The following is a 19,935-nucleotide window of genomic DNA, read 5'->3' as shown; positions in this document are numbered from 1 at the left end:
ATCCTCTGGACAATTTTTCTACCACTGGTATATTTGGGGTGCAACAGCGACGGGATCAGGGGGAGTGCGATGAGATACCCACGGATGTTGCTGGCCCTACTGCTTGCGGTGGCGGTGGTCGCCACCGCCTGCACAACGGGGGGAGGCGGGGACGAACCTGCCGTTGATGAGGCCCCCACGGCCGCACCGGCCGAGCCCGCAGAAGATCCAGCAGAGCCAGCCGAAGAAGCTCCCGCGGAACCAGCACCAGAAGAAGGCGAGCCGGGGTCGGACACGGAAGCCCCCGAAGAGCCGGCGTCGGAAGACGAGACCTCTGAACCGGCGCCTGAGCCAACCCCAGAGCCCACGCCGGTGGTGCTTACCGCCAGCTTCCGGGGCGTGACCGAGGACACCATCCGAATCGGAATCGGTTTCTGGGACGTCTCCATGTTCGGATTCGGGTTCTTCGGCGACCCCCAGCCGGTATGGGATGCCCTAATCGGCGCGGTCAATACCGACGGCGGAATCCACGGACGCATGCTCGAGGCCCACATCGCCGGCTTCAGCCCGGCCCTTCCCAACGAGATGCTGGCCGCCTGCATCAAGCTCACCGAGGACGACGAGGTGTTCGCCGTGCTGGGCGGGCTGCGGGGCGACGCCAATTTCTGCGTATCCGAGCAGCACGAGACCATCCATGTGGGTTCCCAGGTGAACGCCAAAGGAGAGCTGTTGGAACGGGCCCGGGCACCTCTGGCCAGTTTCAGAGTCGAGGGGACGGCCAGGGATGAGGTCTTCATCGCGGAGTTGGGCCGCAGGGGGTGGTTCGACGGCACCAACGCGGTGGGCGTCCATTACGCCGAAACAGCAACTGCCGAATTGCTGGGGGACGTGGTGGAAGCAGCTTTTGCCGACGCCGGGGTGGAGATCGCCATCACCATGAACATCGACGATCTCGTGCTCGACGACGACGCTTTAGAGACTCAGACCGAGATCATGCAGGAGCAGGTGACTGACGCCGGCATCGACCGCATGGTGATCTTTGGGCCCGCGGCCACCGGCCTCGTCACCTACGGAGACCTGGGAATCCAGATGGCCGCAGTGGACTCGGGCAATTTCACCACTGCGATCTCCCAGGGGATCGATCCAATGGCGCTGGACGGCACCATTTCCTCCACGGTGCGGCTGGATCTGGCTACCGACCCGGTGGATGCCGAGACCCAGGAGTGCATCGACATTGTCTCCGCCGCGCTGCCCGACGCCCGCTTCGAGCGGCCCGGTCCGGGGGTGGAGAACAGCGAGGAAGACCCCAACTACTGGAGCTACACCGTGCTGGCGTGTCGCGATCTGTCGCTGTTCGTGCAGATCGCCACTGCGGCCGGGGCGGAGCTCACCAACGATTCCTTCCAGGCCGGTCTGGAATCGCTTACCCAGGCATCATTGCCGGAGATCCCGTTCTTGTCGTTTGGACCCGGCAAGTTCAACGGCAACGACACCCTGCGGCTGGTGCAGTTCGACGGCGATGCCGATGAGGACGGCGAGCTCGTCGCCCTAGGCGCTGCCGTGGACCTGACCCCGTAACCCCATAGCACCAGATGACCGAAGCGTCGGGCGATCGCCGCAGCTTCGCCGACCTCAGCCGGGCGCTGCTCGACGAGGAGGCGGCCCGAGAGGCGGCCGAGGCCGATCAGCTCGAGGTCCGCGCCGACAAAGACCTCCCCGGAGTCGGTGAAGAAGCGATAACCCTGCGACAGGCAGTGGCCACCGGCGGCGTAGGCGTTCTGGCCGTGCTGGGCACCCTGGACGCGGTCGATGCCTTCCAGCTAGCCATCCCCAGCCTGCTCGGACCCGAGATACAAGACACCTTCGGGGTGTCCGACGCCGGGCTGGCGGTGATGGGCATCGGCGGCCTCATTTCCGCCACGCTGTGCGCCATCCCCATGGGCAAGCTGGCCGATCGCGTCAACCGCATGCAGCTGGTGGGCCTGGCCACGATCTTTTGGAGCGTGGCCATGTGTACCCGGGGGTTTCAAGCCACCGCGCTGGGGTTCTTTCTGGTCGGTGTGCTCATGGGGGTCGGCACGTCCAACACCTTTCCGGTGCAGGGGGCAGTGCTGGCCGACGCCTACCCCATTTCATCTCGAGGCCGGATCTATGCCGTAAAGAACGTGCTCGGTCGAGGCGGAGAGCGGATCGCCCCCCTGCTGGTGGGCGGTCTCATGCTGCTGGTTGACGACAACTGGCGGTGGGCCTACTGGGTCTTTGCCTGGCCCACGCTGGCGTTGGGAATCTGGGCTTTGTTCGTTCCCGACCCGTCCCGGGGCCAGTTCGAGCAGAAGTCGGTACTCGGGGAGGTGATGGAAGAAGACGACGACCCGCCCCGGGTGTCGCTCGGCGCCGTCTGGCAGCGCCTTATGGCCATCAAGACCCTGAAGTTGGCGTGGATCTCGTTCAGCATCATCGTGTTCTCGATCATCGGGCAGAGCTTCTTGGTCAACCTGTACCTGGAAGATCGGTGGGGCCTGAGCCCCTTCGAGCGGGCGATGATCGGGTTCGTCCCCGGGATGCTGGCCTTCGCGGCCGCGCCGTGGGCGGCCAAGCGTTACGACGCCTTGTACCGGGAGAGCCCGGCTAAGGCGCTGTGTTGGGTGGGCGCCCTGTTCTTCCCCATTGCGGTGGCCATCCCCATCCAGTTCTTCATGCCCCATCCCGTGTTGTTCGCCGTGGTGGGGATCGTCCCCGCGGTGTTGAGCGTGATTATTTTCGGCATGATCTCACCGCTGTTGGTGGGGGTGGTTCCCTACCGGCTGCGAGCCCAGTCCACTGCCTTGTCGATCATGGTGATCTTCTTGGGGGGCGGCGTGCTCGGCCCCATAGTGGCCGGGCTTCTATCCGATGCCACCGACGAGCGCACCGCCATACTCATAGTGGCGATCCCGTTCAAGCTGATCGGGGGCGCCCTGTTGATCTGGGGTGCCCGCCACATTCGCCACGACCTGTCGTTGGTGGTAGACGAGATCGAGAAAGACCACGCCGAGCTGGAGCGGCGGAAATCGCACCCCGACCAGCTGCCCGCGGTTGGCCTTAGGGACATCGACTTCTCCTACGGACCGGTGCAGGTGCTGTTCGGGGTCAACCTCCACGTGGACCGGGGCGAAACCCTGGCCCTGCTGGGAACCAACGGTGCCGGCAAGTCGACGATTCTGCGGGTGATCAGCGGTTTGGCTGTTCCGTCTCGGGGCATCGTCACGCTGCACGGGCGCGACATAACCCTCACCTCGCCCCAAACCCGGGTGGACATGGGCATCCAGCAGCTCCCCGGGGGCAAGGCGGTGTTTCTGCCGCTGTCCATCGAGGACAACCTCCGCACTGCGGGATGGACCATGAGGAGGGATCGGGCCCAGCTAAAGGCCCGGACCGATCATGTGCTGGAGATCTTCCCCGAGTTGGCCGACCGGCTCGACGAACCCGCCGGTGCGCTCAGCGGCGGACAGCAGCAGATGCTGGCTCTGGCCATGGTGCTGATGCATGAACCCGACGTGTTGCTCATCGACGAGCTGTCGCTCGGCCTCGCCCCCGCGGTGATCGGCGAGCTGCTGAAGATCGTGGAACGGCTCAAGGCCGAGGGCCAAACGATGATCATCGTGGAACAGTCGCTCAACATCGCGGCGGCCCTGTCGGATCGGGCGGTGTTCATCGAGAAGGGACACGTCCGCTTCGACGGTCCTACCTCTGAGCTAGCCGAGCGGGGCGACATTGCCAGAGCCGTCTTTTTGGGCGACGACCGCCCCGGACCGGAAAGCCCGTCGTGATCCTCGCCTTCGAGGTCGGACGGCAATTCGTATTCATCGGCGCGGTCAATGGCCTTTCCTATGCTCTTTTGGCCCTAGGGATCATCCTTATCTACCGGTCGAGCCGGATCATCAACTTCGCGGTTGGTGCTACCGGGGTGTTGGCCAGCCAGGTACTGGCCCATCTAGTGATCCGATACGGCGCGCCCTACTGGATCGGTGTTGCGCTTGCTGTGGTGGCCGGGGCCGCGTTCTTGGGGCTGGCCGAGTTGACAGTGGTACGCCGCCTGTTCACCGCTCCCCGGGTGATTCTGCTGGTGGCCACCATCGGGCTGGCCCAGCTGGCCCAAGCTCTCATATTCGCCCTGCCCGAAGCCTCTGCTGCCGATAAAAGGGAGCGGTTCCCCACGCCTTGGAACCGGGAACTGGAGTGGTTCGGCATCCGCATCGACGGAGGGGAGTTCATCTTGTTCGTCGCGTCAGCCGCGGCGGTGGTGGCGCTCAGCATTTGGGTGCGATGGTCGGCATGGGGGCGGGCCATTCGGGCCACCGCGGCCGATCCCGATCGGGCTCGATTGGCCGGAATCCATCCGGGCCGGGTGTCGACGGTGGTATGGGCGCTCACCGGGGCGTTCGCCGGGCTGGTCACGGTGTTCCAAGAAGCCGACTCCATCGGCTCGTTCGTGGCCACTGGCCCCGGCCACGCCACCATGACCCGGGTGTTGGTGGTGGCGGTGTGCGCCTCGTTCGTGTCGTTCAGTGTGGCGGTGGCCTCCGGGATCATCCTCGGCATCGTCGAGGCTCTGATCCGGGTCAACTACCCGCTGGATTTGGGGAGGTTCGAAGCGGTGCTGTTGCTGGTGGCCATCTTGGGGATCGTGGCCACCACCCGCCGGGGCGCCCCCGACGAGGCCGGCGCCTTCTCGTTCAGCCCCCGTATTCGCCCCATCCCAACCCGGCTGCGCTCGATCTGGTGGGTTCGCCACCACCCTCGCATCCTGGCCGCAGTAGGAGTGTCCATAGCCGCGGTGGTGCCGGTGTTCGTGACCACGGCTAGCCGCACGTTCCGCTACAGCGAGATCTTGCTGATGGCGCTGGCCGCGCTGTCTTTGGTGGTGCTGGTGGGCTGGAGCGGGCAGATCTCGCTGGGCCAGGGTGCTTTCGCCGGCTTGGGCGCGCTGACCACCACTGCGCTGGTCAGCGGCAACGATCTCGGGCTCGGGGTGGCCGGGTTCGACGTGGTGGTGCCCATGCCTGAGCTGCACTTTTTGTGGGCTGCGGTGTGGGGCACAGCGGTGGCCGCCGCCGCGTCGGTGGTTATCGGCATCGGCGCGCTCCGAGCCCGAGGCCTGCTGCTGGCCGTGGTCACCCTGGCGTTCGCGGTAGCGGCCGAGAAGTTCTTCTTCACCCGGCCGTTCCTCAGCGGAGGCAGCCAAACTGCGGCGCTCTTGGAGAGGGCCCATATCGGGCACTTCGACCTCGCCCCCCAGCGAACCTACTTCTATCTGGCCCTGATCGGCCTGGTGCTGGGGGTGGCATTCACCGCCCACCTGCGTCGCACCGGGATTGGGCGCCGCATTGTGGCCACCAGGGAGAACCCGTCGGCCGCAGCGGCGGCCACCGTGTGGCCCACCGGATCAAAGGTGCTGGCCTTCGCGTTGGGCGGCGGGTTGGCCGGGTTCGCCGGGGCGCTCTTGGCCGGGCTTTATTCGACGGTGCTGTTCTCGTTCTTCTCGGTGGACACCTCGTTCGAAGTGGTGGCCATCGCGGTGATCGGCGGCATCGGCTCGGTGATCGGCCCCGTTCTCGGAGCGCTGTGGGTGATCGGACTGCCTGCCTTCTGGCCCGATTCGGCTCTGATCCCAGTGCTGACCAGCAGCCTGGGGATCCTGTTGCTGTTGATGAACGCGCCGGGAGGCTTCGTGCAGCTCTGGTACCTGGCCCGGGACTCGTTCTTCAGCTGGTTCGCCCAACGACAGCCCGCCCCTCCGGTGAGAGTTCGAGAGATACCGGGGTCGGTTTCGATCCCGTCGCCGCCGTCGAGTGTGGCGCTGGCCGCCAACGGTCTCACGGTGCGCTACGGCCCCCGGGTAGCAGTGAACCAGGTGAGCCTCGAGGTGGGCCACGGCGAGATTGTGGGGCTGATCGGCACCAACGGCGCGGGCAAGACCTCGTTCATGAACGGGGTGGGCGGTCTGATTCCTGCCGCCGGGCGAGTGGAGATCTACGGCACCGACGTGAGCCGGCTTGCTGCCCATCGCCGCCACCGCCACCACCTGGGTCGGGCCTTTCAAGCTGCCACCTTGTTCCCCGATCTCACCGTGCGGGAGACGGTGCAGGTGGCGCTGGAGCGACGGGGCCGCACCCGCTTCTGGCCGGCAGCCCTCGCGCTGCCGTCGGGTCTTCGTCACGAGAAGCAGCAGGGCGGGGCGGCTGATGAGCTAATCAGCTTCTTCGGCTTGGGCGACTACGCCGACAGCTTCGTGGCCGAGCTGTCCACCGGCACCCGCAGGATCGTGGAGCTGAACTGTCTGGTGGCCGGGGGATCCCGACTGCTGTGCCTCGACGAGCCCACCGCCGGGGTGGCCCAGCGGGAGGCTGAGGCCCTGGTGCCGCTGCTGCAAGGTGTACGCCGGGAGCTCGACGCGTCGGTGCTGCTGATCGAGCACGACATGCCGCTGGTGATGTCGATCAGCGACCGGATCTATTGCATGGACGCCGGAGAGGTGATCGCCGAGGGTCCGCCTCAGGCGGTGCGCGACAACCCCAAGGTGGTGGCCAGCTATCTGGGCACCGATACCCGGGCTATTTCTCGATCAGATGCAGGAGGTGGAACATGACCAGCCCATTGCCCGACTTAGCCCCCAACCCGCAGCCATGAGCTCAGTGTTCGCCGATCCCCCGCTAACCCCCAAAGCGCAGGCCACCCGCGCTCGGCTGTTGGAGGTGGCCGCCGAAGTGTTCGTGGAGCGGGGCTACGCCGCGGTCTCGCTGCGAGACATCGCGGTGGCCGCCGGAGTTACCAAGGGGGCGATCTACGGACATTTCCGGTCGAAAGGCCAGCTATTGGTGGAGGTGATCCGCGCGCAATTGGCCGAACGCGACGCCCAATTCGATGTCCAGGCTGCTATTGAGCAGCCGATCGAGGTCTTCTACCAGTTCATCAACCCCGACAGCCGCCATCTGCGGCTGTTGCAGATTGACGCCGCCGCGGCCGCTCGCCACGATCCCGACGTAGCCGCCGGCGTGGCCGAGATCTTCTCGGCCCGCAACGCCTGGATCCTCGACACCCTGCGGCGCCTCGACGCCTCCGAAGTGCTGCTCTACGTGGTCAACGCCCTGTCGGCCGGGGTCGGGGTGCAAGAAGCCCACGGCCGGCCGTCGCCCGACCCCGAGCTGTGGTCCAAGACTTTGGCCCAGATGTTCGGGGTGGCCGAGTCGGCAGGGGGGTTGTCGAGGGGGTCGCCGTGAGCCTGCGGGCTCTGGCGGCCGCCTTCGCAGCCCGGGCCCGCCGCACGCCAGCGGGTTGATCGAGCCCGCAACCCTGTATTGGTCAGTTTTCGTCTGCTTTCGCATGTATTTGCGAGTACTTGCCAATATTCTTCAGTACTCGATGGGCACCCGCTCGGTAGACGCCTGCACCGGATGGCCGGCGCGCAGAACTTCGGTCCAGTCCTGGTTGAAGGCGAGATAGCCTTCTGAGCTGGCTGCGGCGTAGTGGTACACCATGGCCGCCCGCATCCCATCGGTGAGATTGTCAGTAGACCGGTGGCGCAGGTGGGAGTGGAACACCAGCAGGTCTCCCGGTTCCATGAGGACCACCTGCTCGTTGTCGGTGGGGACGTCGACGATCTCCACGTAGGCCAGCCCCGCGCCCTCCCGGGTATCGGGCACGGCATCGTGGATCGGCTCGGTGTGGGAGCCGGGGACGATCCACAGCGGCCCGTTGTCCATAGTGGCCGCGGTGCAGGCCAGCCACACCCCCACCTGGGGCAGGGGGGTCATGCGGAAGTAGTAGTCGTCTTGGTGCCAAGGCTGGCCGAGGGTGCCGGGATGCTTGAAGATGAACTGCGACAAAAAGCAGTCCACGTCGGGGCCGATGAGCTCGCCCATCATCGACAGCAGCCGGGGGTCGGTGGCGAACTCATGGAACACCGGCTCACCCCGCATCACCCGAAAGATCTTGGAAACCCCCGCCTCGGGAGTGGCCGGATTCTCGTTCGTCTTGTCGGGAGTGATGAACAGATCGGGCCGTGATTCTCCCGCCGCATCGGCTCGCGCGATCTCCACGATCCGGTCGATCATGGCATCGGCAACAGCCCGGCTAGCGAACCCCCGCTCGATGAAGAAGCCGTTCTCTTCCCAACTCGCCCGCTGCGCCGCTGTTAATGCCATTGCTTATAGTGCCATCGCTAATACCATCGCCCAGAAATATACCAACGGTAGATTCTCCCGGCTCAGGAATAGTGGCTGGCGGTCGCGCCAGTTGCTGCGGTCGTACACCGGTAGGACACTATGTTCAGCTCAGAAGTAGTGGCTGGCGGTGGCTCAGGCTACTGGGGTCGTACACCCGTGGGGGCCGTGGTCAGCTCAGCAGCACTGGCTGGCGGTTGACAGGGTATCCAGTGCTGATTCCTGTTTCGGGGAATGGGTCGGCCTCTCGAGAGTGCGTGTCGGGTTTGGATTGCCAAGGCCGCAGGTGGGCGTAGGGTTTGGGCGGGGGTCTGAGCTCGTAGGCGCCGTCGCTTCGCCGGTGTACTTCCCAGTCGTCGTCGTGGATGTTGTGATGGCAGCTCGTACACACCAGTACGAGGTTGTCGATGTCGGTGCGGCCACCCTTGTACCACTCTTCGATGTGGTGCGCCTCGCACCACACTGCTGCTCGACCGCATCCGATGCAGTGCCTGTCTCGAACGATGAGGGCGGCCCGCTGGGCCTCGGTGGCCAACCGGTGTTTGCGTCCTACCCAGAGTTCCTGATTCTTGGTGTTGAACACGCAGGGCAGAATGTCGGCATCACAGGCCAGCCGCAGCGCCTCACCCATGGGCAGCAAATCGCCATCGGGCAGGCGGACATCAGCAATCTGGTTGTTGACCATGTCCCACTCCGCGGTCAACACCAGCGTGGTGCCCTGCGGCTTGGCGTCGCTGACATCGGCGCAAACCAGGCTCTCCAGCGCGTCGGCGAGGCGCTGGTCGAATGCGGCTTGGTCGCCTGTCTTGTCGTCGTTGCGCAGTCGGCGCTCCTCAGCGGCCAGCGCCGCCTCGAACCTGTTGCCCGCAACGGGGTCGAACCGTCCGTTGAGGATGAACATGCCGTCGTCGGGCGATTTGAAGAAACTGAGCGAGCGGCGCTCTCGCTGCCTGTTGAACAGCGACTTCCCGCCGTCGCCTGACTGCTTGTGTTGATGGTCTCGCAAGGTCCGGGAAAAGGTGCCGAAATCCTCGCGGCGGGCCGCCTCCACCAGCACGGTTTCGTCGACCGTGCCCTCAGAGGCGGCTTTGGCGATCTTGGCGGCGTGGGCCGCGGGAATCTCCCCGGCACCCAAAGCTTCGAAAGTCTCTGGTACCTGAGAGAACTGAGAGGCGGTCTCCACCTCCCGGCGGGCCTGCTGTTTGGAGGTCTGAAGCTCTTCCAAAACCACACGACGGGCCAACCCCTCGCCCCCTCGGCTGGTGTACGCAGCCAGCGTCGCCGACTTCATCGCCGCTAGCCGAGCCTCAGCTTTCTTGATCAGCCCCAGCCGCTCCCGCAGCCCCGACAACGACAAAGCGTCAACGTCAACCGCCTCCGGCCACACCGGGCCGACAAGCCCGCCATCAGTCTGTTTCCCCTGTTCAAAGGGCATAACCTTCATACATGCAAGTATATCAACTGCTGCGACAATAACCATCTGAATAATCGGACATAACTAGTATTAGGCTCGTATTGGCCAACATTGATGTAGTTATATGAAATAGTGCTTAGCTCTCCCTTGGTTGAGACAGAGAGTTAGTCGCCACGCCCTAACAGATTGCTGTAGTGTGTTACTCGTATGTGGCGACCTCTTGATGCGATGCTTGCAGCAATCGGAGCGCTCTGCGGTCCCGCCGGAGCGATATTGCTGGCCGACTGGGCGACGACAGACAACGATATGTATGGCGGTACCAACTCCCCGGCGGGATGGATTCTGCTACTACTTTTCACAGTCGCCTGCGGCTTTGCCATCTACTATCGAGAGAGACTCAGGGCCAAGGAAACGAATCGCCAGAACACCTCTCAACCTGAATAGCGTGGTTTTGGATAGGGGAATCTGACCGGACCCCATCGACTGGGCCATCGACAGCCTCCGCCGCAAACACGGCAAACCCTCCGGCATCACTGTCGACCCCAACGGGTGGCACACCTGGTGCGACGAGCCCTTCAACCTCATCCGCCACCTCCGCCGACTCATCCACCTCTGAGTCGAAACTGCCCGAATCGTCAACAGCCTGCCGCCCTCATTGCCAGCAGGCAATTGAAGCGGTGGGTGGGGGAGGTCTGCTAAGGCGCAGGGTCGATGACCGTTAGGAGGCGAGTGCGCTCGGCCCATTGGGTGATCTGGCGGTCGGCGGTTACCAGGCTGTGGCCCCCGACGATGGCCGTGGCGGCGATGAACCGGTCCCAGGGGTCCCCGTGAAATCCCGAAGTGCCCAGCATCGACGACTCGATGGCGATCCGTGCAGAGACAGGGATGATGTGAAGTCCGTTGTCCATGCAGCTTTCTGCCCATGCCTCCGGCGGCATTCCCAGGTCGACTCTTCCACCTAGATGTAAGCGAGTGGCCTCAGCCAACACAACGGCAGACGCCGCTAGCTCTCCCTCGAACTGGGCCTGGGTTAGCAATGCATCGGTGTGGCTACCTAGCCGGTCGTCCGAACACCTCAACCAAATCAATGAGTGAGTGTCAACCGTTATCATGACGCTTGTACCAGGCAACGGGGTCAAGGACTTTGTCGGGGTTGTCCTCCATGTCGAATGACTCGTCCTCCCACACCGAGGACACGATGTCGCCGTAGATCTTGAGCCGCCCTTTGTCGATCCCGCTCAAGGGGACAAACTCCTTCTTGACGGGGGCGAGCCGGGCGACGGGCTTCTTGTGACGGGTAATGATGATCTCTTCGCCGGTTTCGCCGACCTCGCGAATCAGCTGGAGGCAGTGAGTCTTGAACTCCCGCGCCGCCACCGTGCGAGTTTGTTGGCCATAATCTGACATTTCTTGTTCCATTACAATAACTTTCATCTATATTAGAGTAGTTCCTGTTCATAAACCCATCAACTAAACAAATTATAGTCCCATAATATAGTCACAAAAAGCAGTTTGCCTTCGCCCCTGGCCAGCGACACACCACTACTGTGAACACCATGGGTGATGAGCGGCGTTCGATTGAGTTGGAGGTAGAGGTTTCGGGGACGCCAGAGGAGGTGTGGCGGGCGGTGGCGACCGGGCCGGGGATCTCGTCTTGGTATGTGCCCCACACAGTGGAGGAACGCGCGGGAGGAGCGGCCATGGCCTCGTTTGGGCCGGGGCCGGAGATGCAGATTCCCGGGCGGGTGGCGGTTTGGGCGCCGCCACGTCGGGTGTGCTTCGACGGTGGCGAGGGGGTGGAGGGGCTGGCGTTCGAGTGGACGGTGGAGCCTCGGGGCGACAATCGATGCATGGTGAAGTTGGTGAACACCGGGTTCGGCCAGGGGGGCGAGTGGGACGCCCAGTACGACAGCATGGTGGAGGGCTGGGGGTTGTTCCTGTTCAATCTCAAGCTGCACATGGAGCATTTTGCCGGTCAGACCGCGGCGTCGGTGCTGCCCGTGGGGATGTGGGCTGGTTCCCGTGATGAGGCCTGGGGCGTGCTTACCGACGCGCTGGGCATCCCTTCGGCTCCGGCCACAGGGGAGCGGATCGAGGTCAACGCCCTTGGAGCTCCCCCGCTAGCCGGCACGGTGGTGGATGCCGCAGCGTGGAGAATTGTCCTGCTGCTCGATCAGCCCGCGCCAGGAACCGGGTTCGTGACCGTGGAGTCCTACGGCGAGCACGCCGGGGCCTCGGTGTGGCTGTACCTTTACGGCGGCGACGGGACCGAGGCCGCCGAGCGGGACGGAGCCCTCTGGCAGAATTGGCTGGCTGAGGCCCTCGGAGGGGGAGCAGATGGAAGCACTGAATGACCGCAAGATCCTGGTGGTGGGTGCGTCATCGGGGCTGGGTCGAGCCACCGCCATCGCCCTCCAGCGACATGGTGCCGACGTTGCGTTCGCGGCCCGGCGCCGCGATGAGCTGGAGGCCGCGGTGGCCGAGGCCGGGGGCGGCCATGTGGCGACCATAGACGTACTCGACCCCGCCAGCATTCAGCAAGGGGTGAGCGAAGCTGTGGAAGCGCTGGGAGGACTCGACGGCATCGTCTACACCTCGGGCACATCGCCCATGGCTCCAATGTCGGAACTCACCCAAGTTGACTGGCAGAGGGTCTTCGGCGTAAACACTTTTGGGCCCAACCTGGTAATCAACGCGGCCCTCCCCCATCTCAGCGAGGACGCGGTGGTGGCCGCAGTGTCTTCAGACTCCTCCTCGATGCCCCGCCATTCGCTGGTTCCCTATGCCGCGTCCAAGCGGGCCTTGGAGGCGACCATGGATGGGTGGCGCACTGAGATGCTCGGCAACCGGCGGTTCGTCACGGTCATCTTGGGGCCGACCATGCCTACCGAGTTCGCAAATTCCTTCGATCCCGAAGCCTTCGGAGCGGCTATACCACACTGGCAGCGCCAAGGGTTTCGCACCGGAATCATGCAGGCCGACGAGGTGGCTCACGGCCTGGTTTCCTGCATGGCCGCCTTGTTCGCCGCCCCCACGTTCGGAATCGAATCGATCCTGTTGCGGTCACCCGAACCCGAGGTGGCCAACGAGTTCTCTGCCGACGTTGAACAGGAGTAAGGGGAGACACGCCATGGTGACCACGCCAACCCCCGTCGCTATAGAGGAACTTCCCGGCACCCCTCCGGTACTGATCCGCCGCAGCTATGACCTAGAAGAGCTGGGCTACCTGGAAGCCGAATTCGAAGCACGGGGCCAGGCCCAGTCGTACCGGGCGGTTGGAGAGCTTCCGCGAAACGGGAAGATTGCCGCCGAACCGGCCGAGTGGGCGCCGTTTATCACCCGGCTGTTGGTGCGCCGCCCGGCGGCTGCGGCCGATTTCAGCGGAACAGTGGTGGTGGAGTGGCTGAACGTGTCGGGGGGCATGGACGCCTCCCCCGACTGGGACTACATGCACCGCCACATCATCCGAAGGGGCGATGCATGGGTGGGGGTATCGGCCCAGAAAGCGGGCATCGACGGCGGCGGCTTGGCCGAGGGCATCCATCTCAAGCTGTACAAGCCGCAGCGCTACGGGCATCTGTCCCATCCCGGCGACGCCTTCAGCTTCGACATCTTCACCCAGGCAGGCCGGGTGTTGCGCCAAGGCGGTGCTCCGCTGCTGGACGATCTGGTTCCCGAGCGGCTGTTGGCGGTGGGTGAGTCGCAATCGGCGGCGTTTCTGGCCACCTATGCCAACGCGATCGATCCCCTAGTACAAGTGTTCGACGGATTCTTGCTCCACGGTCGTCCCGGAACTCGGGCCGACCTCAACGGGACCTTCGGCCCCCGAGTGGTCGACGAGCGGTACAACGCGATGACTGACCGCCCTGAGCAGGTCCGCTCCGACGTCCGGGTACCAGTACTGCTGCTGAGCAGCGAGACCGACGTGACCGTGCTGCTAAACGGGGCAATACAGCAACCCGATGGTGGCAATGTCCGAGTTTGGGAACTGCCCGGGGCTTCACACGCCGATACCTACCTGCTAGTGGCGTCGCGAGCCGACGGAGGTCAGCTCGCCCCGGGGGAATTGGCCCGAATGCTCGAGCCGACCCCCGAGCCGGCGTTCGTGACCGTGGAAAAACCCATCAACTCAGCACCGCATCAGCACTACGTGGCCCAAGCCGCCCTTGAGCACCTCAACCGCTGGGCCAGGCACGGAGAGCCGCCCCCCGCCGCCCCCCGGTTGGAATTGGACGACGACGGCAAGACCTGCCGACGAGATGAACTGGGCAACGCCCTCGGCGGCATCCGCAACCCGTGGGTCGACGCGCCCATCAGGGTGCTCTCCGGGGAAGGGCAAAAGGGTAGGGGTTTTGCCCTCCTCTTCGGCACCACCGCCCCCTTGGAACCAAGTGCCATCGCCCGGCTCTATCCCGGGGGCCGCCACGGCTACCTCGCTGTGTTTGCCGCTGCCCTCGACCAGACCATTGCCGCCGGATACATCCTGGAGGCCGACCGGGGCGAGATCCTGGCCGTTGCCGCCGAAACATTTGAATTGGCCCGTCCGGGGATGGCTTAGCCGCTGGTCAGCTCAGCACCCGCTGCATCATTCGGGCTAGCCGGGATCTTCGGCCGGTGATCGCCTCTGAGCGGTCGGCCATGCCCATGATCCTCAGGGCCCCATTGATGCCGAGCCACCGCAGCGGCTCGGGCGCCCATCGCCGCGACCGGTGACCCACCCAGGGCAAGTCGATGCGGGGGGAATCGGTCTCGGTGATCAGCTCGGCCAGCGTTCGTCCGGCCAGGTTGGCGGCCGCCACCCCTTCGCCGACATAGCCTCCGCCCCAGGCCATGCCTCTGTCCCGATCAAGACCCACTGCGGGGAACCAGTCGCGGGGCACGCCGAGCACGCCGCCCCAGCGGTGGGTGATGGCCACATCAGAGAGCATGGGCAGCAGCTCCACCAGAGTCTTGACAATGCGATCGTGGGTGCGCGATCTCTGCTCCACCGAGCTGACGATCCTGGAGCCGAAGTTGTAAGGCGCCCCCCGTCCTCCGAACGCGATCCGCCCGTCGGCGGTCCGCTGCCCGTAGATCACCATGAACCGGTCGTCGGTGAACGTCTGCCGGTGGGCCAATCCGATGTCTGCCCAGAGCGCATCGTCGATGGGCTCTGTGGCCACCATCAGGGAATACAACGGCGCCAGCGACCGGCGGGTCCCCTCCAGCGTGCCGGTGTAGCCCTCCAGGGCTCGCACCACGATCTCGGTTCGAACGTCCCCCCGGTCGGTTGCAACCCGACCGGGTTCGATGGCGGTTGCGGCCGTGCCCTCGACAATCGTGCCGCCCAGGCGCTCAACAGCATCGCCGAGTCCACGAACCAGACGGGCCGGGTGGAGGGCCGCGGTGTGGGCGAAGAACATGCCCCCCACCACATCAGTGGCGGACACCTGCGCGCGGGCCTCGTCGGCACTGAGCATCCGCATGTCGCTATCGGTCAACCCGTAGGCGCTCTGATGCAGCTCGACCTGCCCCCGCTGGCGGGCGAGATGAGCCCGGTTCCGGGCCAGGCGGATCGCGCCGCCCTTGGCGTAGTGGCAGTCGATTGCCTCGCGCTCGGCCACCCGACCCACCTCGTCGACCGAATCGTGCAGAGCGTGGAGAAACCGGCGGGCCGCATCGTTGCCCGCTACGGCCTCGTGCCGCTGGGGCCCGGCCGCCAACTCCCCCACGCACCAGCCGCCGTTGCGGCCCGAAGCGCCAAAACCCACGATGTCGCGCTCGATGACCATCACCCGGATTGTCGGATCGATCGACAACAGGTAGTAGGCCGTCCACAGCCCGGTGTATCCACCGCCCACGATGGCGACATCCACATCGGCATCGCCTCCCAGGCCAGGGCGGGGCTCAAGCGACCCCCCGCAGGTGTCGTGCCAGAACGACCGGTCGCGGTAGCGGTCGCTCATGAGTCGAACCCCACGCCGAACCGGTCGAGCAGGCTCAGCCAAGCCCCTCGCTTTCCGCTGCGCCGATCCGACCGCTGAAGGGCCTTGCGAGTGAGTTGCACGCCGGCCCAACGGGCCGGTTCCGGGGGAAACGGCACCGGGGGCTTGCGCACCATCTTGAGCTCGGTCCTCTCAGTGGATTGGCCTTGCACCAGATCGAGGGCCACCCGGGCGCCGAATCGGCTGGCGCCCACACCGAGGCCGGTGTAGCCCGCCACCCACGCCAGGCGGCCCCGGCAGGCGGTGCCCCAGGCGGCGGTGAACCGGGTGGTGGTGCCGATGGGCCCGCCCCAGCGGTGGCTGAACGACAGCCCTTCAAGCTGGGGAAACGTCTCGAAGAAATGCTCAGCCAGCCGCAAATGAGTCGTCTCGCTCTGATCGTGGCGATCACCCACCCCGTTGTTGAAGTGGTAGGTGGCGTCGTAGCCGCCCCACAGGATCCGATTGTCGGCCGACAGCCGGTAATAGTGGAACTGGTTCGACACATCCCCCAACCCCTCCCGGCCGGCCCAGCCGATCGAGGCCATCTGCTCGGCTGACAGGGGCTCGGTCATCAGCACGTGGTCGTAGACCGGAATCGTGTAGCGGCGGGGACGCCTCACCGGACCGGGATAGGCGTTGGTGGCCATCACGGCCCGGTCGGCCAACACCCTGCCGCCCGGTGTGTCGATGGCCAGGCGGCTGCCCACGCGGTTGATCGACAGCGCCGGGCTCAGATCGAACACGTCGCCTCCCTGACCCTCGACGCCCGCCCGCAACCCCCACACCAGTCGGGCCGGATCGACCAAAGCCACATCGTTGCGCCGGATCATTCCCCCGAGGTAGGTGGGCGAATGCACTCGGGCCCGCATCTGATCGGCATCTAGCAGGTCGACGTCCTCCCCGTAGGCCCGATAGTGCTCGATGTCCCCGGCCAGCCCCTCCAAGTGCCAGGGCTCGGTGGCCACTCCGATCTCGGGGCTTAGTGAGAAGTCGGCGTCGATGCCGTGCTGCCCCAAACTGGCGGCCAGCCCAGCCAGATTCTCCCGGCCAAGCCGGACCAGAGTTTCAATCTCGTCAGGCCAATGTCTCATCCCATTGGCCAGCCCGTGGGTGAGCGACGAGTCGCAGAATCCGCCGTTGCGGGAGCTGGCCCCGAACCCGCACTGCTCGGCTTCCAGCACCGTCACCCGTATACCGGGCTGGTCTTCCAATGCCTGGAGCGCAGCCCACAATCCGGTGAAACCGCCGCCTATCACCACCAGGTCGACTTCGACTGTTCCGGCTAACGGCGAAGTCGCGGCCGGGGCGTCGCCGCGATCCGACCAGAACACCTCGGGGCGCGCCGCGGCCAGCGCCACCGGTGCCCAGTTGCGGTCGCTCAGTGCTTCACCATGACGTGCTTGAGCTCGGTGTAGTGGTCGAGCGCGTAGAGCGACATGTCCTTGCCGTAGCCCGACTGCTTGAAACCGCCGTGGGGCATTTCCGAGATGATCGGGATGTGGTCGTTCACCCACACCGTGCCGAACTGAAGGCCCCTGGCCATGCGCATGGCCCGGCCCACGTCGTTGGTCCACACGCTGGCGGCCAGTCCGTAGTCGCAGTCGTTGGCCCAGGCCAGCGCGGTCTCCTCGTCGGGGACCGCCTGCACGGTTATGACTGGGCCGAACACCTCCCGTTGCACGATCTCCGACGCCTGGTTCACCCCGACCACCACCGAGGGTTGGTAGTAGTAACCGTCACTGTCGCCCGAGGCGCCCCCAATGGTTATCTCCGCGCCGGCTTCGGCCGCCCGGTCGACGAACCCCGCCACCCGGTCGAGCTGCATGCCAGACACCAGCGGGCCCATCTCGGTGTCCTCATCAGCGGGGTCGCCGGTCACCACGGTGCCTGCCGCGTCGGTCAGCTGGGCCACGAAGTCGTCGTGTACCTTGGCGCCGGCAATAACCCGGCACGGCGCGGTGCAGTCTTGGCCGGTGTTGTAAAAGCTGTTGTCCCGCAGATTGGCCACCACTGCCTCGATATCGGCGTCGTCGAACACGATCACCGGGGCCTTGCCTCCCAATTCGAGATGCACCCGCTTGAGCGAGTCCGACGCCTCCTGGGCCACCGACTTGCCCGCGGCCACCGACCCGGTGAGTGACACCATGGCCACATCGGGGTGCTGCACCAGCGGCACGCCGGCAGACCGGCCCTGCCCGCACACCACGTTGAAGACCCCGGGAGGAAGCACGCCATCGAGCAGCTCGGCCAGCCTCAGCGTGGTGTAGGGCGTGAGCTCGGACGGCTTCAACACCACGGTGTTGCCGACAGCCAGCGGCGGGCCGAGCTTCCAGGTGGCCATGAACAGCGGATAGTTCCACGGGGCGATCGAGCCCACCACCCCAATGGGATCGCGTCGCACCATCGAGGTGTAGCCCTCGAGGTACTCACCGGCCGCCTTGCCGTCGAGGAAACGCCCTGCGGAGGCGAAGAACCGCCAGTTGTCGCAAAGCTGATCCATCTCGAACTCGATGATCGACACCGGCTTGCCCACGTTCTCGCACTCGAGTTGAGACAGTTCCTCGACGTTCTCCTCCACGATGTCGGCCACCTTGTGGAGGATCTCGCTGCGCTCCCTCGGGGTCTTGGCCGACCATTCGGGGAAGGCTGCGGCTGCCGCGGTGACCGCAGCGTCCACATCGGCCGCCGAACTGGACGCCACCTCGCCTATCACCTTGCCGGTGGCCGGATTCACCACCGAATCGGTAACTCCTTCGATGGCCGGTTGAAATTTCCCGTTGATGTAGTTGTCCTTCAGCATCATCGTGCTGCCCCCGTTCTGTTAGGCACATCGCTCATATTGCAGCACCAAACCTGCACAATCAAGCCCCTCTTGAGACAAGAACTAGTTGTAGAATCATTTCTGGCAACTGATTTGGTTGCGCTAGTGGTCAAATTGGTGTTAAATCGGTGTTCACCAAGCGGAGTAGGGGGACGCTACCGGTGCAGCATGATGAATTGATTGCGTTGGCCGATCGCCACTTGTGGGGCCACTTCAGCAGCATCGGCAGCGCCGTCGACCGCATGCGCATCGTGGAGCGAGGCGATGGCTGCTATGTCTGGGACACCAACGGCAACCAATACCTAGACGGTTTGGCCGGGCTGTTCGTCTCCCAGGTGGGCCATGGCCGAGTCGAACTGGCCGAGGCCGCCGGGCGCCAGGCATCGCAGCTTGCCTATTTTCCCATCTGGACCTACGCCCACCCTGGAGCGGTGGAGTTGGCCGCGCGTCTTGCCTCGCTGGCCCCCGGTGATTTGAACCGGGTGTTCTTCACCAGCGGGGGGTCGGAGTCGGTCGAATCGGCTTGGAAGCTGGCCCGCCAGTACTTCAGGGTGATCGGCCAGCCTGAACGGCACAAGGTGATCAGCCGCCACCTCTCCTACCACGGCACTTCGATGGGAGCGCTGTCGATCACCGGCCTCGAAGTGTTGCGCGAGCCCTTCGAGCCGTTGGTGCCCGGCGTGTCCCACGCGGCCAACACCAACCGATACCGGTGCAAGCTGTGCGCCGACTGCCCCGGCTGCACGCTGGGGTGCGCCGACGACATCGAGCAGGCCATATTGCGGGCCGGCCCCGAGACGGTGGCCGCAGTGTTCTTGGAGCCGGTGCAGAACGCCGGGGGGTGTTTCGTGCCCCCTGACGGCTACTTCGCCCGGGTGCGCGAGATCTGCGACCGCTACGGGATCCTGCTGGTGTCCGACGAGGTCATCTGCGCTTTCGGCCGCTTGGGAAGCATGTTCGGCTCAGAGCGGCTCGACTATCTGCCCGACATCATCACCTGCGCCAAGGGGATGACGTCGGGCTATGCGCCACTGGGGGCCATGATCGCCAGTGACCGCATCGCCGAGCCGTTCGTGGGCACCGATGAGTCGTTCTTGCACGGCTTCACGTTTGCCGGGCACCCGGTGAGCTGCGCGGTGGCCTTGGCCAACCTCGACATCTTCGAGAAAGAACAACTGCTCGACCATGTGAAGGCCAATGAGGGCGCATTCCGGTCTGCCCTGGAAGACCTGTGCGACCTCCCCATTGTCGGAGAGGTTCGGGGCATGGGCTACTTCTACGGGATCGAGTTGGTGAAGGACCGCGGCACCAGAGAGTCGTTCTCCGAGGAAGAGGCCGAATCGCTGCTGCGGGACTTTCTCACCAACCGCCTCCTCGATTTGGGATTGATCTGCCGGGCCGACGACCGGGGAGAGCCGGTGATCCAGCTCTCACCGCCCCTTGTCGCCGGCCCTGAGGAGTTCGACCGCATCAACCAAACGCTGCGCAAGGTGCTCACCGAAGCCCAGGGAAGGTTCAGCCGATGACCGCCCCTGCCAGTTCACAAACGGACCA

The 19,935-nt window shown here is 65.0% G+C and carries 15 protein-coding genes; 8 read left to right on the top strand and 7 right to left on the bottom strand.

All coding sequences use genetic code 11. The annotated features are described in order from the left end of the window. The first annotated feature begins 69 nt into the window (after positions 1–69). Genes ACOGXA_RS12565 through ACOGXA_RS12550 form a run of 4 tightly spaced genes read left to right on the top strand, consistent with a single transcriptional unit; the run spans position 70 to position 7,238 of the window. Positions 70–1,557, top strand: a complete 1,488-nt coding sequence (locus ACOGXA_RS12565; RefSeq protein WP_419924213.1) for a hypothetical protein — start codon at positions 70–72, stop codon at positions 1,555–1,557. A 14-nt stretch (positions 1,558–1,571) separates the two neighbouring features. Further along, positions 1,572–3,788 carry an ATP-binding protein gene (locus ACOGXA_RS12560; RefSeq protein WP_419924212.1) on the top strand — a complete coding sequence of 739 codons (2,217 nt, stop codon included), beginning with the start codon at positions 1,572–1,574 and terminating at the stop codon, positions 3,786–3,788. After that, complete coding sequence (locus ACOGXA_RS12555) at positions 3,785–6,607, top strand: ABC transporter permease subunit (protein ID WP_419924211.1); 2,823 nt, start codon at positions 3,785–3,787, stop codon at positions 6,605–6,607. The genes ACOGXA_RS12560 and ACOGXA_RS12555 overlap by 4 nt, the downstream gene beginning before the upstream one ends. A gap of 37 nt (positions 6,608–6,644) precedes the next feature. Beyond that, positions 6,645–7,238 (top strand): TetR/AcrR family transcriptional regulator, encoded by a 594-nt coding sequence (locus ACOGXA_RS12550; protein ID WP_419924210.1) that lies wholly within the window; start codon positions 6,645–6,647, stop codon positions 7,236–7,238. Between the two features lie 132 nt (positions 7,239–7,370). Here ACOGXA_RS12550 and ACOGXA_RS12545 read toward each other — a convergent pair whose 3' ends face one another. The 4 genes from ACOGXA_RS12545 to ACOGXA_RS12530 all read right to left on the bottom strand — a co-directional run bounded on the left by ACOGXA_RS12545 (position 7,371) and on the right by ACOGXA_RS12530 (position 11,028). Beyond that, positions 7,371–8,162, bottom strand: a complete 792-nt coding sequence (locus ACOGXA_RS12545) for a phytanoyl-CoA dioxygenase family protein (protein WP_419924209.1) — start codon at positions 8,160–8,162, stop codon at positions 7,371–7,373. A 190-nt stretch (positions 8,163–8,352) separates the two neighbouring features. Then, positions 8,353–9,624 carry a DUF222 domain-containing protein gene (locus ACOGXA_RS12540; RefSeq protein WP_419924208.1) on the bottom strand — a complete coding sequence of 424 codons (1,272 nt, stop codon included), beginning with the start codon at positions 9,622–9,624 and terminating at the stop codon, positions 8,353–8,355. A 665-nt stretch (positions 9,625–10,289) separates the two neighbouring features. Next, entirely contained in the window at positions 10,290–10,706 is a 417-nt protein-coding gene (locus ACOGXA_RS12535) for a type II toxin-antitoxin system VapC family toxin (RefSeq protein WP_419924207.1), read from the bottom strand. Next, a complete protein-coding gene (locus tag ACOGXA_RS12530; RefSeq protein ID WP_419924206.1) occupies positions 10,693–11,028 on the bottom strand; it encodes a type II toxin-antitoxin system Phd/YefM family antitoxin in 336 nt (111 codons plus the stop codon). Before ACOGXA_RS12530 ends, ACOGXA_RS12535 begins: the two co-directional genes overlap by 14 nt. 122 nt (positions 11,029–11,150) lie before the next feature. Here ACOGXA_RS12530 and ACOGXA_RS12525 point away from each other — a divergent pair, with 122 nt between their 5' ends. The 3 genes from ACOGXA_RS12525 to ACOGXA_RS12515 are packed head-to-tail and all read left to right on the top strand — an operon-like array spanning position 11,151 to position 14,152. After that, a complete protein-coding gene (locus ACOGXA_RS12525; RefSeq protein ID WP_419924205.1) occupies positions 11,151–11,948 on the top strand; it encodes an SRPBCC family protein in 798 nt (265 codons plus the stop codon). Then, positions 11,932–12,711, top strand: coding sequence for an SDR family oxidoreductase (locus ACOGXA_RS12520; protein ID WP_419924204.1), 780 nt, complete (start codon positions 11,932–11,934; stop codon positions 12,709–12,711). Before ACOGXA_RS12525 ends, ACOGXA_RS12520 begins: the two co-directional genes overlap by 17 nt. A gap of 13 nt (positions 12,712–12,724) precedes the next feature. Next, entirely contained in the window at positions 12,725–14,152 is a 1,428-nt protein-coding gene (locus ACOGXA_RS12515; RefSeq protein ID WP_419924203.1) for an alpha/beta hydrolase domain-containing protein, read from the top strand. 7 nt (positions 14,153–14,159) lie between these two features. On the opposite strand, the gene ACOGXA_RS12510 is transcribed toward ACOGXA_RS12515, so the two are convergent. The 3 genes from ACOGXA_RS12510 to ACOGXA_RS12500 are packed head-to-tail and all read right to left on the bottom strand — an operon-like array spanning position 14,160 to position 18,360. Further along, positions 14,160–15,539 (bottom strand): NAD(P)/FAD-dependent oxidoreductase, encoded by a 1,380-nt coding sequence (locus ACOGXA_RS12510; protein WP_419924202.1) that lies wholly within the window; start codon positions 15,537–15,539, stop codon positions 14,160–14,162. Continuing rightward, on the bottom strand, positions 15,536–16,918 hold the full coding sequence (locus ACOGXA_RS12505; RefSeq protein WP_419924201.1) for an NAD(P)/FAD-dependent oxidoreductase: 1,383 nt from the start codon (positions 16,916–16,918) through the stop codon (positions 15,536–15,538). The genes ACOGXA_RS12510 and ACOGXA_RS12505 overlap by 4 nt, the downstream gene beginning before the upstream one ends. Before the next feature lie 20 nt (positions 16,919–16,938). Further along, complete coding sequence (locus tag ACOGXA_RS12500) at positions 16,939–18,360, bottom strand: gamma-aminobutyraldehyde dehydrogenase (protein WP_419926981.1); 1,422 nt, start codon at positions 18,358–18,360, stop codon at positions 16,939–16,941. Positions 18,361–18,542: 182 nt separating this feature from the next. On the opposite strand from ACOGXA_RS12500, the gene ACOGXA_RS12495 reads away from it, so the two are divergent. Next, positions 18,543–19,907, top strand: coding sequence for an aspartate aminotransferase family protein (locus ACOGXA_RS12495; protein ID WP_419924200.1), 1,365 nt, complete (start codon positions 18,543–18,545; stop codon positions 19,905–19,907). Positions 19,908–19,935 lie beyond the last annotated feature (28 nt).

Source organism: Candidatus Poriferisocius sp. (assembly GCF_965208475.1).
Classification (GTDB): Bacteria; Actinomycetota; Acidimicrobiia; order Acidimicrobiales; family Bin134; genus Poriferisocius.
The sequence above is the reverse complement of the archived record's forward strand: the minus strand, read 5'-3'. Positions and strand labels throughout refer to the sequence as shown.

Excerpts from the sequence above, each read along its gene's own strand:
- ACOGXA_RS12565 (WP_419924213.1), top strand. The coding sequence starts at position 70 with ATGAGATACCCACGGATGTTGCTGGCCCTACTGCTTGCGGTGGCGGTG.
- ACOGXA_RS12540 (WP_419924208.1), bottom strand. The coding sequence starts at position 9,624 with ATGAAGGTTATGCCCTTTGAACAGGGGAAACAGACTGATGGCGGGCTT.
- ACOGXA_RS12525 (WP_419924205.1), top strand. The coding sequence starts at position 11,151 with ATGGGTGATGAGCGGCGTTCGATTGAGTTGGAGGTAGAGGTTTCGGGG.
- ACOGXA_RS12500 (WP_419926981.1), bottom strand. The coding sequence starts at position 18,360 with ATGCTGAAGGACAACTACATCAACGGGAAATTTCAACCGGCCATCGAA.
- ACOGXA_RS12530 (WP_419924206.1), bottom strand. The coding sequence starts at position 11,028 with ATGAAAGTTATTGTAATGGAACAAGAAATGTCAGATTATGGCCAACAA.
- ACOGXA_RS12520 (WP_419924204.1), top strand. The coding sequence starts at position 11,932 with ATGGAAGCACTGAATGACCGCAAGATCCTGGTGGTGGGTGCGTCATCG.
- ACOGXA_RS12550 (WP_419924210.1), top strand. The coding sequence starts at position 6,645 with ATGAGCTCAGTGTTCGCCGATCCCCCGCTAACCCCCAAAGCGCAGGCC.
- ACOGXA_RS12560 (WP_419924212.1), top strand. The coding sequence starts at position 1,572 with ATGACCGAAGCGTCGGGCGATCGCCGCAGCTTCGCCGACCTCAGCCGG.
- ACOGXA_RS12535 (WP_419924207.1), bottom strand. The coding sequence starts at position 10,706 with ATGATAACGGTTGACACTCACTCATTGATTTGGTTGAGGTGTTCGGAC.
- ACOGXA_RS12545 (WP_419924209.1), bottom strand. The coding sequence starts at position 8,162 with ATGGCATTAACAGCGGCGCAGCGGGCGAGTTGGGAAGAGAACGGCTTC.
- ACOGXA_RS12515 (WP_419924203.1), top strand. The coding sequence starts at position 12,725 with ATGGTGACCACGCCAACCCCCGTCGCTATAGAGGAACTTCCCGGCACC.
- ACOGXA_RS12510 (WP_419924202.1), bottom strand. The coding sequence starts at position 15,539 with ATGAGCGACCGCTACCGCGACCGGTCGTTCTGGCACGACACCTGCGGG.